General features: G+C 51.6%; 13 protein-coding genes. 9 read left to right on the top strand and 4 right to left on the bottom strand.

The features are described from left to right. Positions 1–2: 2 nt before the first annotated feature. Positions 3–1157, bottom strand: a complete 1155-nt coding sequence (gene cfa, locus OGX99_RS09885; RefSeq protein WP_151224383.1) for a cyclopropane fatty acyl phospholipid synthase — start codon at positions 1155–1157, stop codon at positions 3–5. Between the two features lie 67 nt (positions 1158–1224). Here cfa and OGX99_RS09880 point away from each other — a divergent pair, with 67 nt between their 5' ends. Beyond that, the gene (locus OGX99_RS09880) at positions 1225–2073 is read left to right on the top strand and encodes a helix-turn-helix domain-containing protein (protein WP_210905416.1); all 849 of its coding nucleotides are present in this window, start codon (positions 1225–1227) and stop codon (positions 2071–2073) included. Here the strand turns inward: OGX99_RS09880 and OGX99_RS09875 are convergent. Next, complete coding sequence (locus tag OGX99_RS09875) at positions 2070–2852, bottom strand: siderophore-interacting protein (RefSeq protein WP_286543368.1); 783 nt, start codon at positions 2850–2852, stop codon at positions 2070–2072. The genes OGX99_RS09880 and OGX99_RS09875 overlap by 4 nt on opposite strands. A 236-nt stretch (positions 2853–3088) precedes the next feature. Between OGX99_RS09875 and OGX99_RS09870 the strand changes: the two genes are divergently transcribed. Continuing rightward, positions 3089–3763, top strand: coding sequence for a PadR family transcriptional regulator (locus OGX99_RS09870; protein WP_210905418.1), 675 nt, complete (start codon positions 3089–3091; stop codon positions 3761–3763). A 52-nt stretch (positions 3764–3815) separates the two neighbouring features. Here the strand turns inward: OGX99_RS09870 and OGX99_RS09865 are convergent, their stop codons facing one another. Then, positions 3816–5336 (bottom strand): methyl-accepting chemotaxis protein, encoded by a 1521-nt coding sequence (locus OGX99_RS09865; RefSeq protein WP_286543365.1) that lies wholly within the window; start codon positions 5334–5336, stop codon positions 3816–3818. Positions 5337–5766: 430 nt separating this feature from the next. Between OGX99_RS09865 and ygjG the strand changes: the two genes are divergently transcribed. Next, a complete protein-coding gene (ygjG, locus tag OGX99_RS09860) occupies positions 5767–7146 on the top strand; it encodes a putrescine aminotransferase (protein ID WP_187253292.1) in 1380 nt (459 codons plus the stop codon). A 54-nt stretch (positions 7147–7200) separates the two neighbouring features. Here the strand turns inward: ygjG and OGX99_RS09855 are convergent, their stop codons facing one another. Continuing rightward, on the bottom strand, positions 7201–7533 hold the full coding sequence (locus OGX99_RS09855; protein ID WP_187253293.1) for a tRNA-binding protein: 333 nt from the start codon (positions 7531–7533) through the stop codon (positions 7201–7203). 209 nt (positions 7534–7742) lie between these two features. Here OGX99_RS09855 and ebgR point away from each other — a divergent pair, with 209 nt between their 5' ends. The 6 genes from ebgR to ygjK all read left to right on the top strand — a co-directional run bounded on the left by ebgR (position 7743) and on the right by ygjK (position 17483). Continuing rightward, positions 7743–8726 carry a transcriptional regulator EbgR gene (gene ebgR, locus OGX99_RS09850; protein ID WP_151217803.1) on the top strand — a complete coding sequence of 328 codons (984 nt, stop codon included), beginning with the start codon at positions 7743–7745 and terminating at the stop codon, positions 8724–8726. A 207-nt stretch (positions 8727–8933) separates the two neighbouring features. Beyond that, complete coding sequence (ebgA, locus tag OGX99_RS09845; RefSeq protein WP_286543363.1) at positions 8934–12026, top strand: beta-galactosidase subunit alpha; 3093 nt, start codon at positions 8934–8936, stop codon at positions 12024–12026. Then, positions 12023–12472 carry a beta-galactosidase subunit beta gene (locus OGX99_RS09840; protein WP_286543361.1) on the top strand — a complete coding sequence of 150 codons (450 nt, stop codon included), beginning with the start codon at positions 12023–12025 and terminating at the stop codon, positions 12470–12472. The genes ebgA and OGX99_RS09840 overlap by 4 nt, the downstream gene beginning before the upstream one ends. A 66-nt stretch (positions 12473–12538) precedes the next feature. Next, positions 12539–13972: an amino acid permease gene (locus OGX99_RS09835; protein WP_286543359.1), complete on the top strand. Its 1434-nt coding sequence runs from the start codon at positions 12539–12541 to the stop codon at positions 13970–13972. Positions 13973–14054: 82 nt separating this feature from the next. After that, positions 14055–15116, top strand: coding sequence for a protein YgjJ (gene ygjJ, locus OGX99_RS09830; RefSeq protein WP_286543357.1), 1062 nt, complete (start codon positions 14055–14057; stop codon positions 15114–15116). A 15-nt stretch (positions 15117–15131) separates the two neighbouring features. Then, positions 15132–17483 carry an alpha-glucosidase gene (ygjK, locus tag OGX99_RS09825; RefSeq protein WP_286543355.1) on the top strand — a complete coding sequence of 784 codons (2352 nt, stop codon included), beginning with the start codon at positions 15132–15134 and terminating at the stop codon, positions 17481–17483. Positions 17484–17620 lie beyond the last annotated feature (137 nt).

Raw genomic sequence — 17620 nt, 5'->3', positions numbered from 1 at the left:
CGTTAACGGTAAACGCGAATCCCACCTTCCACGCCGCGGCTAAACAGCACCTGCCAAAGTTCGATATCTCTGGCGCGAAAAGCACCGGCGCAGGCGCATAAATAGTAATTAAACATTCTTCTGAAGGTGGCGGAATAACGTGCTGACAGCTCCGGCCATGCCTGATTAAAACGCTCGTGCCATGCCATCAGCGTTTTATCATAATCGCTGCCAAAATTATGCCAGTCTTCCATCACAAACCGTGATTCGCTGGCCTCAGCAATATGGGAGATCGCCGGTAAGCAGCCGTTCGGGAAAATGTATTTATTGATCCACGGATCGACGCTCATCCCCTTTTTATTGCTACCAATGGTATGTAACAGGAACAGCCCATCCGGTTTTAAACAACGGTCGGCGATGCTGAAATAGGTGTCGTAATTTTTCGGCCCTACATGTTCAAACATCCCCACGGAAACAATGCGATCGTAGTGTTTATCAAGGTCGCGATAGTCCTGCAGCAGAATATTAACGTCCAGCCCTTCACAGCGCTGCTGGGCCATTTTCTGCTGCTCTTTGGAGATAGTAACGCCTTCTACCGCCACGCCGTAATGACGCGCCGCATATTCCGCCAGCCCGCCCCAGCCACAACCGATGTCGAGTAAACGCATACCCGGTTTAAGTTGCAACTTCTCACAGATCATTTTTAATTTGGCATTTTGCGCATCGTCTAATGTGGTCGCGTCTTTCCAGTAACCGCAGGAATATTGCATATGCGGATCAAGCATCAACGCAAAGAGATCGTTACCAATATCGTAGTGCTCTTTGCCGACAATCCACGCGCGGCTGCGCGACTGCAAATTAAACAGGCGCGCACTGGCAATACGTAAAATATCTTTCAGATTACCCGGCATCTGCTGGTCAAGTTTTGCTTTGAGGATTTTGCAGAACAGAATATCGAGCCGCTCGCAGTCCCACCAGCCTTCCATATAGCTTTCACCAAGCCCTAACGAGCCTTGCTGCAATACTCGTTTAAAAAAACCAGCATGATGAAGTTGAATGTCCCAGGGACGGGAGCCATTAATCCTGATATCTGCTTGCGAAAGCAGCTCTTTTCCCATTCGGGTCCAGTTATCATTTGTTTCATTGACGATGACAGCATCTGAACAAAGCGAGTTCATGGTATTTACCAAAAGTGGGCTAAAAATTCTTACGCAAGATTATTATGGAAAACAGGGTGTATGTATTATGATCTGCGGACAAGATCTATCGAGCAGCGGCCACACCACCGGGAGCATTGACGATTTATTTATGGAAACTCTCGCGCAAAAACAGTGGAACTTCTTCCCGGATAACTCCATGGCGGAACTGCCGCAGGACGTGTATTTTCGCTCCTATGTATTAGAAGCCAACCACCATGTTCCGCCGCATTCACACTCTTTTATGCAGTTCCATTTCGCCCGCAAAGGCAGTATGCGTATTGATGTTGCCGGCAAGTGCTGGATAATCCCGGCGCACTATGGCATCTGGATCCCCAATAATACGGAGCATGCAGTTTGGGCTCTGGATGATGTGTATTTAGAGAACCTGGATATTAAACCGGGCTTTCTTGAAGCGCGCATTAATGAATGTAAAGTGGTCGCTATCAGTGATTTCGCCAGAGAGTTTATTCATTACGCCACCAATTTAGTTTCGGGGCATTATGATAGCCGCTCCAAAGAGGGCAGACTGGTGAGCGTGCTGGTCGACATTATTCTGCAACTCCCGGAAGTCGCTTTTGTATTACCCTGGCCGCAGGATCGCGAATTAACCAAAATATGCCGAACCATACAAGAATCCCCCGCTCTGGAGCATTCGGTTGAATACTGGGCCCATCATCTGGGTATGTCTGCCCGAACCTTTTCACGCCATTTCAAAAAAGAAACTGGATTGCCTTTCAGCGTCTGGAAACAAAAAATGCGTATTCTGGAATCCGTATTAATGCTGAAAAAAAATAAAAGCGTGACCGCCGTGGCGCTCGACGTAGGGTATTCAAGCACCGCGGCATTTAGTTATGCCTTCCGCCAGGCATTTGGCGTCCCGCCGTCTAGTTATTAATCTGCCGCTTTACGCTGATGCCAGTAGGCTGCCGCACGCACCCGTTGAGGGTCAAACGCCTCGGTTTCAAAGCGAGCACTCAGGTTTTTTACCACCTTGCCTTCACCAGTGATCCAGATGTAATAATCATCTGTGGGCACGGTTAGTCGCGATAAGCGTTCATTCACCACCTGCGCGTCATGGCCGATAAACCACTCAATAGTAAATCCGTCGAGATGGGCAAGATAATCCTGGTACGCTGCATCCTGCACGCTGACCAGCGCCGTGACGTTTGGACGTACCGCTAAGCGGCTGAGCGACTCCAGCCGTCGGCGCAGCGCGGGCATTCCTGATTCATCACACACGTAAACCTGATACGCATAATCCTCTGGCACCACCAACGAACCGCGCGGTCCGCCGATCGTCAGCTTGTCACCCTCGCCAGCATTCATCGCCCATGTGCTCGCCACTCCACCGTCATGCATATAAAAATCCAGTGCCAGCTCATGGCGCGCTTCGTCATACAACGGCGTGTAGTCACGGGAGAGCGGACGCACCCCGTCGGCCCAGACGATGCCCTCATCAGTGACTACTGGCGGCACGAAATGGCAGCCCGGTTCCGGGAAAAAGACCTTGGTGTGGTCATCAAAGCCGTGCGAGCTAAAACCGTCCAGAGCGTCACCGCCCAGTACGATGCGCTGAAAGCCCGCGCTAACACGTTCAACGCGCAGGACGGTAAGTTCACGGAAGCGCAATTCATTGCGAACGCGCTGCGGGTAGCGTGAGGTGTTTTTTGTCATTTTCTCGCCTTTAAAAAGATAATACGATATATCTAAATTTATTTTTAAATGATAATGATTGCTAATCACAAGGATTGCAAGCACTTTTTTGATATAGCCACACTCTGATTAATCACCTTCAAAGACCAAATAAAAACACCTGAAAATCAATAAATTAAAAAAAACCAAACTAATGATATTGCAAGAGCATTATTTTTAGATATAAATTAGATATATCTAAACAACATCAGGAGACGATGATGCAAAACCATCATGAAGGTTGCTGCAAACATACAGAGCACCAACACGAAGGCTGCTGCAAGGGTGAAGGACATCACCATGAAGGCCGCCACAACGAGCACCACGCAGGCTGCTGCAAAGGTGAAGAACATCGCCATGAAGGTTGTAACAAAGAACACCACCCTGAACAGGGTTGCGGACACCGCCACGGTCGCGGCGGCGGTCGTCGCCAGCGCTTCTTCGGTCACGGAGAATTACGCCTGGTGATTCTGGATATCCTGACCCGCGACGCCAGCCACGGCTATGAGCTGATAAAAGCGATTGAAACCCTGACTCAGGGTAACTACACCCCGAGCCCGGGCGTTATTTATCCGACGCTGGACTTCTTGCAGGATCAGGAGCTGATCACTATCAGCGATGAGGAAGGTGGGCGTAAACAGATTGCGATCACCACCCTGGGCCAGCAGTGGCTGGATGAAAACCGTGAGCATCTGGACCATATCCACGAACGGATTAAAGCCCGCTGCGTGGGTTTTGAATTGCGCAAGAACCCGCAGATGAAACGCGCGCTGGAGAACTTCAAAGCCGTGCTGGACCTACGGGTCAATCATGGTGATACCAGCGATGCGCAAATCAAAAAAATCATCGGTATTATCGATCGCGCTGCGCTGGATATTACCCAACTGGATTAATCTGCTCAGCAGGCGAAACCCATTCCCCTGGATTTCGCCTGCATTGTGATTCTTAGTGCAGAACCGTGACTGCGTCTTCCAGACGCCCCGCGCGATGTTTCACCATCGCAGAAATTTGGGCGCTCTCTTCAACCAGTTCGGCGTTTTTCTGCGTAATGTTGCTCAGTTCATTCACCGCGCGGGTCAGGCTGGAAAGACCATCCGACTGTTCCAGCGTTGAGTGGCTGATTTGGGCGATCAGTTGAGTCACGTTTTGCACCTGCGTCACAATATCGTCCATCGTGCGCCCTGCGGCGTGAACCTGGTCGGATCCGGACTGCACCTTATCGGCGCTGGCATCAATCAGCTTGCGGATATCATTGGCTGCACTGGCGCTGCGGCTGGCAAGATGACGCACTTCTCCCGCCACCACGGCGAATCCTTTCCCCTGCTCACCCGCCCGTGCGGCTTCAACGGCGGCGTTCAGGGCCAGAATGTTAGTCTGGAAGGCAATATCGTTAATCAGCGTGGTAATGGTACCAATCCGCTGGGTGCTGTTGGCGATGTCGTCCATGGTTTTGATGACGGTATCCATCGCCTCACCACCGTGTGTCGCCGCGCTGCTGGCGGCGATGGAGAGCTTATCTGCCGCGGCGGCGGTCTGTGAGTTTTGTTTCACCGATGCCGCCATCTGGTTCATGGTCGCCACCGTTTCCTGCACGTTCTCAACGGTCTGCTGCGTATGTTTGTTTAAATCATCGCTACCTTTCGCCAGCGTTTCGCTGTCGCTGCGCACACAACTCACCTGGCTGGAGACATCATGGATGAGCCAGCGGCACATTAGCCCCAGTTGCCCGACCGCTCTAAGCATCAGACCCAGTTCATCACTGCGGTTAAGATGCGACACGCTGTTTCGCTCACCGGTCGCCACTTTCAACGCCTGACGAGCGACATTCTCAATGGGGCGCACAATCTGCCATTCGAAAATCGCCGTTCCCAGCATCATTACCAGCGCACTCATCAGCAGTAACGGCAATTCCGCGCCCATTTGTTGCAACGTAGCCGCCAGTACAATAAACATGAACGCCATTACACTGCGCACCCGCCAGCGAATCGGCAGTGCCGGGAGCTTCCCCAGCCAGCCTTTACGTACCACCAGTCCTTTATGGATACGTCGGTTGCAACGCCCTTCATTCAGCGCCTTATATAAAGGCTCTACCGTCGCAATTTCCTCGTCAGTTGCCCGGGTACGAATCGACATATACCCGGTTACATGTCCTTCCCTCACCATCGGCACCGCATTGGCTCTCACCCAGTAGTGATCGCCATTCTTACGCCGGTTTTTCACAATCCCGCTCCATGGCTCGCCCTGTTTCAGGGTGTACCACATATCCGCAAACGCCGCTTTTGGCATGTCCGGATGACGAACCAGATTGTGCGGCTTATTGAGCAACTCATTCAGTTGATAGCCGCTGACCTGAACGAAAGTGTCGTTCGCATGGGTAATATAGCTTTGTAAATCGGTGGTCGACATGAGGGTGATATCATCATCCAGCGGTGTATTTTGCTGACTAACGTAGGGATGAGAAGACATGATTGCGTCCTGTGCAGGTTATCTGGTTGTTAACTCTTTCGGCTTATGTTATTTCGGCGATAATTTTTTTATCTTTAGTTGTTAAATTTGATTTAGATCGCAATTTGCGATTAAACCTCAAAATCTATACGCATTCTAATCCATTGATTTAAAATACTTTCAATCAGAAACTATTCCATTTCACTTCTACCAATGCACCGTCACAGTGCGAAACTTGCTCATTTTTAGCGCAGAAAAGGGAGTTTCCGATCTGTTTTCGCAGTCTGAACTTGGGCAAAATGCCAGCAAATGTTAAAAGATGGCATTAAATGTTGCACAAATAAGATGTTTCCTGGTGTTTATCCCGATTTTTGCTAAGCGCGCCGGAATGGCGCAATCCCTGCAATACTTAATTCAGTATCATGTGATACGCCAGCTCCGGGAGCATATTTTGAACAGGTTACCTTCCAGCGCATCGGCCCTGGCCTGCAGCGCACACGCACTGAATCTCATCGAAAAGCGCACGCTTGATCATGAGGAAATGAAATCATTAAACCGAGAGGTGATTGAATACTTCAAGGAGCATGTCAATCCGGGGTTCTTAGAGTATCGAAAATCTGTAACTGCAGGCGGGGATTACGGAGCCGTAGAGTGGCAAGCGGGAAGCCTGAATACGCTTGTCGACACCCAGGGACAGGAGTTCGTTGATTGCCTGGGTGGTTTTGGAATTTTCAACGTGGGGCACCGTAATCCAGTCGTGGTTTCCGCCGTACAGAATCAACTCGCGAAACAACCTCTGCATAGCCAGGAGTTACTTGACCCTCTGCGGGCCATGCTGGCAAAGACCCTTGCCGCACTGGCACCCGGTAAACTGAAATACAGTTTTTTCTGTAACAGCGGGACCGAGTCGGTTGAAGCCGCTCTGAAGCTGGCGAAAGCGTATCAATCGCCGCGCGGTAAATTTACGTTTATTGCCACCAGCGGCGCATTTCACGGCAAATCTCTGGGCGCGCTCTCTGCCACAGCGAAATCAACTTTCCGCAAACCCTTTATGCCGCTGCTGCCAGGTTTCCGTCATGTGCCGTTTGGCGATGTTAACGCGCTGCGCACTATGCTCAGTGAGTGTAAAAAAACCGGTGATGACGTTGCAGCTGTGATCCTTGAACCTATCCAGGGTGAAGGAGGCGTGATCCTGCCGCCGCAAGGGTATTTGACCACCGTTCGTAAACTTTGCGATGAGTATGGCGCGCTGATGATCCTTGACGAAGTACAAACCGGCATGGGTCGTACTGGCAAAATGTTCGCCTGCGAGCACGAAAACGTGCAGCCCGACATTATGTGCCTGGCTAAAGCGCTGGGCGGGGGCGTGATGCCGATTGGCGCAACCATTGCCACCGAAGAGGTGTTCTCGGTTCTGTTCGACAATCCTTTCTTGCATACCACCACCTTTGGCGGCAATCCGCTCGCGTGTGCGGCTGCGCTGGCCACCATTAACGTCCTGCTGGAGCAAAATTTACCGGCCCAGGCGGAGCAGAAAGGCGATATGTTGCTGGATGGTTTCCGCCAGCTTGCGCGGGAATATCCGGACCTGGTGCATGATGTACGCGGCAAGGGCATGCTGATGGCAATCGAGTTTGTCGATAATGAAATCGGCTACAACTTTGCCAGTGAGATGTTCCGCCAGCGGGTGCTGGTTGCCGGCACGCTGAATAATGCCAAGACGATCCGCATCGAACCGCCGTTAACGTTAACGATCGAACAATGCGATCTGGTATTACGATCGACGCGCAAAGCCCTGGCAGCATTACGGGTGAGCGTGGAGCAGGTGTAAAAGATGTCTGTCCGGCCTGCGTTTACAAACGTAGGCCGGATAAGGCAGCACAATTTAAACAATCCGTACGCCTGCAGGCATGAGGCGTTCTGGCGTTAACAGCACGCTTTCGCTGCCATCGTCCGTCTCAGCGCACAGCAGCATACACTCTGATGTCTCACCGCGCATTTTGGCCTTTTGCAGATTACACAGTACCACCACCGTTTTCCCCATCAGCTCCTCTTCGCTGTAATAAGGCACCAGGCTGGTCACGGTTTGCAGCGTACGTTCTCCCACATCAACCTGCACGATATACAGCTTATCGGCATTGTCATGGCGCTTTACCTGTGCGATTTTTCCAACACGTATTTCCAAGCGGGCAAAATCAGCAAATGCGACGGTATCCATTGTTTTCTCCTTTGGTAAAATTTTACTAAATACTAGCAAACTATTTTCCGGGCATTGTTCTTAAAAGCGGGAAAATGACGCACTCATCACACTCTGCAAGCCCAGTTTTACCCCGAGCATGTCAATTAAACGTGCTTTTTTTACTGAAAACAGATGAATAGATAAGCGCTTCATTTACAATGCGCAGGTAACTCAGGGAAAAGGCAAACATGGCAACACTTAAAGACATCGCAATCGAAGCTGGCGTGTCCCTGGCGACAGTGTCCCGGGTTTTAAACGATGACCCCACGCTGAATGTAAAAGAAGAGACCAAGCATCGCATTCTGGAGATCGCGGAAAAGCTGGAGTACAAAACCAGCAGCGCCCGTAAGAACCAGACCAGCGCGCTCGGCCTCCAGCATATTCTGGCGCTCTACAGCTATCAGCAGGATTTGGAAATCAACGATCCTTACTATCTCGCGATCCGCCATGGGATTGAAACCCAGTGCGAGAAGCTGGGGATTGAACTGACCAACTGCTATGAGCACAGTGGGCTGCCGGAGAACAAAAACATTACCGGCATTCTTATTGTTGGCAAGCCTTCTCCTGCGCTGCGCGAGGCGGCAACAGCGCTTACCGACAACATCTGCTTTATCGATTTTCATGAACCCGGCAGCGAATATGACGCTGTCGATATCGATCTGGCCCGCATCAGTAAAGAGAGCATCGACTACTTCATCGCCCAGGGCGTCACCCGCATTGGCTTCATCGGTGGCGAAGATCAGCCTGGCAAGGCTGATATCCGCGAAGCCGCGTTTGTCGAATACGGTCGCCTGCAGCAGGTCGTTTCTGAACAGGATATCTATCGCGGCGGCTTCTCCAGTTCATCAGGCTATGAGCTGGCCAAAAAAATGCTAGCGAAAGCCGACTATCCCAGCGCCCTGTTTGTGGCTTCTGACTCGATTGCTATTGGCGTTCTCCGCGCCATTCACGAGCGTGGTCTGAACATTCCGCAGGACATTTCGCTGATTAGCGTTAATGATATCCCGACGGCGCGCTTCACCTTTCCTCCGCTTTCCACCGTGCGCATCCATTCAGAAATGATGGGCAGTCAGGGCGTCAACCTGCTGTTTGAGAAAGCCCGCGATGGACGTGCGCTTCCTCTGCTGGTTTTTGTTCCCAGCAAGCTGAAACTGCGCGGTACTACCCGCTAAAATCCCCCATTTATCCGCCCGGTTTCAGCTGAAGCCGGGCGCGCATTGTCATGCATTCTTTTCTGCGCCCGAATTATTTTCGTGATCCAGTTAAAGTAAATCATCTCACCCGCTATATTTTAGTAAAACTTTTACTAAAATCATCATCAATTATCCTTACTCACCATTACAATGAATGGTTCCGATTTTTCTCCACCGGGAGGCCTTATGAATCGCTGGGAAAACATTCAGCTCACCCACGAAAATCGATTGGCGCCACGCGCATATTTTTTCTCTTACGACTCCGTTGCGCAGGCCCGCTCGTTTGCCCGCGAAACCAGCAGCCTCTTTCAGTTGCTGAGCGGTCAGTGGAATTTCCAGTTCTTTGAGCATCCGCTGCAGGTGCCGGAAGCCTTTACGTCGCAGTTTATGAGCGACTGGGGCAGCATCACCGTCCCCGGCATGTGGCAGATGGAAGGACACGGCAAGCTGCAGTATACCGACGAAGGTTTTCCTTTCCCGATTGATGTCCCCTACGTGCCGACCAATAACCCTACCGGCGCCTACCAGCGTATTTTCTCCCTCAGTGAAGGCTGGCAGGGCAAACAAACGCTGATTAAATTTGATGGCGTAGAAACCTACTTCGAAGTTTACGTGAATGGTCAGTACGTTGGCTTCAGCAAAGGCAGTCGCCTGACGGCCGAGTTTGATATCAGCGCAGTGGTGAAGACCGGTGACAACCTGCTGTGCGTTCGCGTTATGCAATGGGCTGATTCCACTTACATTGAAGACCAGGATATGTGGTGGTCGGCGGGAATTTTCCGCGACGTCTATCTGGTCGGTAAACAGGCGACCCATATCCAGGATTTTACCGTTCGTACCGATTTCGATGATGACTATCGCGATGCCACCCTCTCCTGCGACATCGTGCTGGAAAATATCGCCTCCACGCCAACGATGGCATCGCTCGAATACACTTTGTTTGACGGTGAGCAGACGCTGCATAACGGCGTGATTAACGCTCTGACGGTGGATAAGCTCACCCGCACCGCGTTCAATTTCAAGGTCAGCAAGCCGCACCAGTGGTCTGCGGAATCACCGTATCTCTATCATCTGGTAATGACCCTGAAAGATGCCAGCGGCAACATCCTTGAGGTTGTGCCGCAGCGCGTCGGATTCCGTGATATCAACGTTCGCGACGGTCTGTTTTACATCAATAACCGCTATGTCATGCTGCATGGTGTCAACCGTCATGACAACGATCATCTTAAGGGCCGCGCGGTTGGTATGGATCGCGTGGAAAAAGATCTGTTGTTAATGAAGCAGCACAACATCAACTCCGTACGCACCGCCCATTACCCGAACGATCCACGTTTCTATGAATTGTGCGATATCTACGGTTTGTTCGTCATGGCCGAAACCGACGTTGAATCTCACGGCTTCGCTAATATCGGCGATATCAGCCGGATCACCGACGATCCGCTGTGGGAAAATGTCTATGTTGAGCGCATCGTACGCCACGTCCACGCGCAGAAAAACCACCCGTCGATCGTCATCTGGTCGCTCGGCAATGAATCCGGCTACGGCTGTAATATTCGCGCCATGTACCACGCGGCAAAAGCACTGGATGACACGCGTCTGATCCATTACGAAGAAGATCGTGACGCCGAAGTGGTGGATATCATTTCCACCATGTACACCCGCGTACCGCTGATGAATGAGTTTGGTGAATACCCACATCCTAAACCGCGCATCATCTGCGAATATGCTCACGCAATGGGCAACGGCCCCGGCGGGCTAACGGAATATCAGAACGTCTTCTATCAGCATGATTGCATTCAGGGACACTATGTCTGGGAGTGGTGCGATCACGGGATTCAGGCCAAAGATGACGACGGTAACCTCTGGTACAAATATGGCGGTGACTACGGCGACTACCCGAACAACTACAACTTCTGCCTTGATGGCCTGATTTATTCCGATCAAACCCCAGGCCCGGGTCTGCAAGAGTACAAGCAGGTCATTGCGCCAGTAAAAGTGCGCGCGCAGGATCTGGCTCGCGGCGAGCTGCGGGTAGAAAACAAACTGTGGTTTACCACGCTTGACGACTACACCCTGCATATTGAGGTCCGCGCTGAAGGCGACACGCTTTCCAGCCAACAAATGAAACTGCGCGAGGTCGCACCCAACAGCGATACGCTGCTGCAATGCGCGCTGCCGGAGCTGGATGCGCGCGAGACGTTCCTCAACGTCACCGTGACGAAAGATTCCCGTACGTTATACAGCGAAGCCGGGCATCACATCGCGACTTATCAGTTCCCGCTGAAGGCCAGAACGGCGACTGCCGTACCGTTCAGTCTGCAAAACGCCACCCCTTTGACGCTGGAAGAGAACCGCCAGAGCTGCACCGTTCGCGGTTATAACTTCCATCTGCTCTTCTCAAAGCTGACCGGTAAACCCATTAGCTGGAACGTCAATGGTGAAGAGCTGATTACCCGCGAGCCGAAGATTAATTTCTTCAAACCAACCATAGATAACCACAAGCAAGAGTTCGAAGGCCTCTGGCAGCCAAATCATATACAGATAATGCAGGAGCATTTGCGCGACTTTACTTTTGAGCAAACCGAAGATGCGCTGCTGATAACCAGCCAGACGATTATCGCCCCGCCGGTATTTGATTTCGGTATGCGCTGCACCTACCGCTGGCGGATTGCCGCAGACGGTCAGCTGAACGTGGAGCTTTCCGGCCAGCCTTACGGCGAATACCGGGACATTATTCCGTGCATTGGCTTCACGATGGGCATCAGCGGTGATTTGGGACAGGTGGCCTGGTACGGACGTGGTCCTGGTGAAAACTATGGCGACAGTCAACAAGCCAACATCATCGATATCTGGCGCAGCAGTGTGGATGAGATGTTCGAGAATTATCCGTTCCCGCAAAACAACGGCAATCGTCAGGACGTGCGTTGGGCAACGCTAACCGATCGTCACGGCAACGGTCTGCTGGTGATTCCGCAGTGCCCTGTCAACCTGAGCGCCTGGCGCTATACGCCAGAAAATATCTTTGCTGCACAGCACTGCAATGAGCTGCAGCGCAGCGATGACATCACCCTCAATCTGGACCATCAGCTACTGGGCTTAGGGTCTAACTCGTGGGGAAGTGAGGTACTTGATTCCTGGCGAGTCTGGTTTACGTCATTCAGCTACGGCTTCACGTTGTTGCCGGTTTCCGGCAGTGAGTCTGGCGCTCAAGCCACCGCCAACCGCGCCTTTGGCACCGGGTTCTTTTCCACGAATTTGCACAGCGAGAATACAAAATGAGGATCATCGACAACTTAGAGCAGTTCCAGCAACGCTTTGCTTCGGGTCGGAAATGGCAACGTTGCGTTGAGGCCATTGAAAATATTGACAATATTCAACCTAGTGTCGCTCACTCTATCGGTGATTCTCTGAGCTACCGCGTAGAGACAGACTCTGCAACTGATGCGCTGTTTACCGGTCATCGTCGTTATTTTGAGATCCATTACTACCTGCAAGGACAGCAAAAAATAGAGTATGCCGCCAAAGAAGATCTCCAGGTGGTTGAATATTATCGCGATGAAACCGATCGCGAATATCTGAAAGGCTGCGGAAAAACCGTAGAAGTGCACGAAGGACAAATGGTTATTTGTGACAACCATGAAGCCTATCGTTTTATCTGTAATAGCGTAGTGAAGAAAGTCGTACTCAAAGTCACCATCGAAGATGGTTATTTTCATAATAAATAAAAAACACAGGCGGCGCCGACGTTGCACCGCCAGTACCCTATAATAATCAGGAATCGGAGATGTGCTATGTCTGATACCAAACGTAATACCATCGGCAAGTTCGGCTTACTTTCACTCACCTTTGCCGCGGTTTATAGTTTTAATAACGTTATCAACAATAATATTGAGCTTGGTCTGGCATCCGCACCGATGTTTTTCCTCGCGACAATTTTCTACTTTATTCCATTCTGCTTAATCATCGCCGAATTTGTTTCGCTGAATAAAAACTCCGAAGCCGGTGTCTACGCATGGGTGAAAAGCTCGCTGGGCGGGCGCTGGGCCTTTATTACCGCCTACACTTACTGGTTCGTTAACCTGTTCTTTTTCACCTCGCTTTTGCCCCGCGTTATCGCCTATGCCTCCTACGCATTTTTAGGCTACGAATACATTCTGACACCGTTCGCCACCACCGTGTTAAGTATGGTGCTGTTTGCCTTCTCGACCTGGGTTTCGACCAACGGCGCAAAAATGCTGGGGCCGATTACCTCCGTCACCTCCACGCTGATGCTGCTGCTGACGCTGTCCTACATTTTACTGGCGGGTACTGCGTTGGTGGGCGGCGTGCAGCCTGCTGACCCCATCACCGTTGATGCAATGATCCCGAATTTTAACTGGGCGTTCCTCGGTATTACCACCTGGATATTCATGGCGGCAGGCGGCGCGGAGTCCGTGGCGGTGTATGTCAACGACGTTAAGGGCGGGTCAAAATCGTTCGTGAAGGTCATTATCATTGCCGGGATTTTTATCGGCGTGCTTTATTCCATCTCCTCGGTGCTGATCAACGTCTTCGTCAGCAGCAAAGAACTGAAGTTCACTGGTGGATCGGTGCAGGTATTCCACGGTCTGGCGGCATACTTTGGCCTGCCGGAACTCATCGTTAACCGCTTTGTCGGCCTGGTCTCCTTTACCGCGATGTTCGGCTCTCTGCTGATGTGGACCGCTACGCCGGTGAAGATCTTCTTCTCTGAAATTCCGGCGGGTATTTTCGGTAAAAAAACCGTCGAACTGAATGAAAACGGCGTACCGGCCCGAGCAGCGTGGATCCAGTATCTGATCGTTATCCCACTGATGATTATACCAACGCTCGGCTCTAATACCGTGCAGGACCTGATGAACACCATCATCAACATGACCGCCGCCGCATCGATGCTGCCGCCGCTGTTTATTATGCTGGCCTACCTGAATCTACGCGCAAAACTGGACCACTTGCCGCGCGACTTCCGTATGGGTTCGCAAAAAACCGGCATTATTGTGGTATCAATGCTGATCGTCCTGTTCACCATCGGCTTTATTGCCTCTACCTTCCCGACCGGCGGGAATATCATAACCATTATTTTTTATAACGTCGGTGGAATTGTTATTTTCCTCGGTTTTGCTTGGTGGAAATACAGTAAATACATTAAAGGGTTAACCAAAGAAGAAAAAGCTATTGAGGCTGCTCCAGCTTCAAATATCAATTAATGATTAAAGCATAATAACAATAAACAATATTCGCTAAGGCTATAACAATAAAAATTATATTTTATTTGCTTAGGATCGGAGCATGAATAACATTAGCCAATATTGCAGGGCAATTATTGCCCTGCCCTTTTTCTGCGTCTCCTCTCTGGGTGCAGAAGAAGTTCGCCCTGCTGAACACGATGATACGAAAACACCTGCCATAACCTCCCCCTCATTTCGTTTTTATGGTGAATTGGGCATGGGGGGATATATGGATTTAGAAGGAAAAGATAAGCATAAATACAGCGACGGTACCTACATTGAAGGTGGTCTGGAGATAAAACACGGTTCATGGTTTGGTCTGATCTACGGCGAGGGCTGGACCGTGCAGGCCGACCATCAAGGCAATGCCTGGGTTCCTGACCATAGCTGGGGCGGATTCGAAGGCGGGATCAATCGCTTTTACGGTGGTTACCGTACCGATGCTGGAACAGAGATGATGCTCAGTCTGCGCCAGGACTCCTCGCTGGATGACCTGCAATGGTGGGGTGATTTCACGCCAGACCTGGGCTACGTTATTCCGAATACCCGAGACATTATGACCGCCATTAAGGTGCAAAACCTGACCGGCCCTTTGCGCTATAGCGTGACCGCCACCCCCACCGGACACCACGATGAAAGCAAAGCCTGGCTGCACTTTGGTAAATACGATCGCTACGACGATAAATATACCTATCCGGCCATGATGAACGGTTACATCCAGTACGACCTGACTGAAGGCGTAACCTGGATGAACGGTCTGGAGATAACGGACGGTACCGGACAGCTGTTCCTGACCGGTATCCTCACCCCCAACTTCGCTGCCCGCGCGTGGCACCACACGGGTCGCGCCGACGGGCTGGATGTATCCGGCACCGAGACCGGCTATATGATCAGCGCGATGTATGAAGCGCTAAAAGGCGTTTATCTCTCCACCGCATATAGCTACGCCAAACACCGACCGGATCGCGCCGAGGAAGAAACTACGTCCTTTATGCAGTTCGGTATCTGGTATGAATACGGCGGCGGACGTTTCGCTACCGCCTTCGACAGCCGGTTCTATATGCAGAATGCTTCTGGTGACCCGAGCGACCAAATCTTCCTGATGCAATATTTCTATTGGTAACAAGGATCGGAACCCATGAACATCAAACTTCTTCTTACGCCGCTGGCCTGTCTCCTGCTGATGAGCGTCTCTGAGCATGCCGCCAGCGCTAACGAGTTTAAAAACATCATTAATCGCACCGGTGCACCGGACTACATGCATGACTACGATCACGACGACCACCAGCGCTTTAATCCCTTTTTCGACCTCGGCTCATGGCACGGGCATCTGTTGCCAGATGGCCCGGATACCATGGGCGGCTTTCCTGGCGTCGCACTGCTGACCGAAGAGTACATCAACTTCATGGCCAATAATTTTGACCGGCTGACAGTGTACCAGCAGGGTAAAAAGGTCAATTTCACCCTCGAGGCTTACAGCATTCCAGGGGCGCTGGTACAGAAATTGTCATCAAAAGATGTACAGATAGAGATGACGCTACGCTTCGCCAGTCCGCGCACCTCGCTGCTGGAAACCAAAATCATCAGCAACTCGCCGCTGGATCTGGTGTGGGATGGCGAGCTTCTGGAAAAAGTGGAGGCAAAAGACGGGCAGCCGACATCAACCAAAACCGTCGATGAAGAGTATCCTGATTATCAGCGCAAAATCACCGCCACCCACGACGGTCTGAAAGTCACGTTCGGCAAAGTGCGTTCAACCTGGGATTTGCTCACCTCCGGCGAATCAGAATATCAGGTGCATAAGTCGCTGCCGATGAAAACAGCCGTCGACGGTCTTCGCTTCACCAGCAAAGCGCATATCAACAGCTCTACCACGTTCTACACCACCTATTCACACTTATTGACCGCGCGGGAAGTCAGCAAAGAGCAGCCGCAGATCCGCGATATTTTGGCACGTCCTTCTTCCTACATGCTCGCTTCGCAGCAGCGCTGGGACGACTATCTCAAGAAAGGCTTAAATAACCCGGATGCCACGCCAGAACAAACCCGAGTGGCGGTGAAGGCGATCGAGACGCTGAATGGTAACTGGCGCTCGCCGGGCGGCGCGGTAAAACACAATACTGTGACGCCGTCCGTTACCGCTCGCTGGTTCTCCGGCAACCAGACCTGGCCGTGGGACACCTGGAAACAAGCCTTCGCCATGGCGCACTTTAACCCGGAGATCGCTAAAGAGAACATTCGTGCCGTCTTTTCATGGCAGATAAAACCCGGCGATCCCGTTCGCGCGCAGGACGCCGGATTCATTCCCGACCTGATTGCCTGGAACCTCAGCCCCGAGCGCGGCGGCGACGGCGGCAACTGGAACGAACGCAACACCAAGCCAAGCCTGGCGGCCTGGTCGGTGATGGAGGTCTACAACGTCACCAAGGACAAGGCCTGGCTCGAAGAGATGTATCCGAAGCTGGTTGCATATCACGACTGGTGGCTACGAAACCGCGATCATAACGGCAACGGCGTACCTGAATATGGTGCAACGCGCGATAAAGCTCACAATACCGACAGCGGTGAAATGCTGTTCACGGTGAAAAAAGGCGACAAAGAAGAGACCCTCTCCGGGCTGAAAAACTACGCCAATATCATCAGTAAAGGCCAGTATGACAGCCTCGAGATCCCAGCACAGGTTGCCGCCTCCTGGGAATCCGGGCGTGACGATGCGGCAGTCTTCGGTTTTATCGACAAAGAGCAACTGGATAAATACGTCGCTAAGGGTGGGAAACGCAGCGACTGGGTGGTGAAATTTGCCGATAATCGCAGTAACGACGGGAGGTTACTGGGTTACTCGCTGCTGCAGGAATCGGTCGATCAGGCCAGCTACATGTATAGCGATAATCACTATCTGGCAGAAATGGCGACAATTCTCGGCAAAGCCGACGATGCCAAACGCTACCAGGCGCTGGCGAAAAAACTCGCCGATTACATCAATACCTGTATGTTCGACCCGGTAACACACTTCTATTACGACATTCGTATTGAAGATAAACCGCTGGCTAATGGCTGTGCGGGCAAACCAATCGTCGAACGCGGCAAAGGGCCGGAAGGCTGGTCGCCGCTGTTTAACGGGGCGGCAACGCAGCCCCATGCGGACGCGGTGGTTAAGGTGATGCTCGATCCCAAAGAGTTCAACACCTTTGTCCCGCTTGGTACGGCAGCGCTGACCAACCCGGCCTTCGGTGCAGACATTTACTGGCGTGGGCGTGTGTGGGTGGATCAGTTCTGGTTCGGGCTAAAAGGGATGGAGCGTTATGGCTATCGCGATGAAGCGTTAAAACTGGCAGATACCTTCTTCAGCCACGCCAAAGGCCTTACCGCAGACGGTCCGATTCAGGAGAACTATAACCCGCTAACCGGTGCGCAACAGGGCGCGCCGAACTTCTCCTGGAGCGCAGCGCATCTTTATATGCTGTATAACGATTTTCTAAAACAGCAGTAACGTCAATTGGCTCTCCTGTAAAGGAGAGCCTCTTTTTTGAATCCCATCACAATCACGGCATTCCCCTTTTCCCTTTTACGCCACGACGGCTAAATTAGAACTCATCCGACCACATAACAATAATTTTACATACTGGA

The organism is Citrobacter sp. Cu096 (assembly GCF_030332285.1).
Classification (GTDB): domain Bacteria; phylum Pseudomonadota; class Gammaproteobacteria; order Enterobacterales; family Enterobacteriaceae; genus Citrobacter; species Citrobacter meridianamericanus.
Note: the sequence above shows the minus strand (reverse complement) of the source record. Positions and strands in the feature narration are given on the sequence as shown.

Bases quoted from the DNA above. Each gene is read 5' to 3' on its own strand.
- cfa (WP_151224383.1), bottom strand. From the start codon at position 1,157: ATGAACTCGCTTTGTTCAGATGCTGTCATCGTCAATGAAACAAATGAT.
- OGX99_RS09865 (WP_286543365.1), bottom strand. From the start codon at position 5,336: ATGTCTTCTCATCCCTACGTTAGTCAGCAAAATACACCGCTGGATGAT.
- OGX99_RS09840 (WP_286543361.1), top strand. From the start codon at position 12,023: ATGAGGATCATCGACAACTTAGAGCAGTTCCAGCAACGCTTTGCTTCG.
- ygjJ (WP_286543357.1), top strand. From the start codon at position 14,055: ATGAATAACATTAGCCAATATTGCAGGGCAATTATTGCCCTGCCCTTT.
- ebgR (WP_151217803.1), top strand. From the start codon at position 7,743: ATGGCAACACTTAAAGACATCGCAATCGAAGCTGGCGTGTCCCTGGCG.
- OGX99_RS09875 (WP_286543368.1), bottom strand. From the start codon at position 2,852: ATGACAAAAAACACCTCACGCTACCCGCAGCGCGTTCGCAATGAATTG.
- OGX99_RS09870 (WP_210905418.1), top strand. From the start codon at position 3,089: ATGATGCAAAACCATCATGAAGGTTGCTGCAAACATACAGAGCACCAA.
- OGX99_RS09880 (WP_210905416.1), top strand. From the start codon at position 1,225: ATGATCTGCGGACAAGATCTATCGAGCAGCGGCCACACCACCGGGAGC.
- ebgA (WP_286543363.1), top strand. From the start codon at position 8,934: ATGAATCGCTGGGAAAACATTCAGCTCACCCACGAAAATCGATTGGCG.
- ygjK (WP_286543355.1), top strand. From the start codon at position 15,132: ATGAACATCAAACTTCTTCTTACGCCGCTGGCCTGTCTCCTGCTGATG.
- OGX99_RS09855 (WP_187253293.1), bottom strand. From the start codon at position 7,533: ATGGATACCGTCGCATTTGCTGATTTTGCCCGCTTGGAAATACGTGTT.
- OGX99_RS09835 (WP_286543359.1), top strand. From the start codon at position 12,539: ATGTCTGATACCAAACGTAATACCATCGGCAAGTTCGGCTTACTTTCA.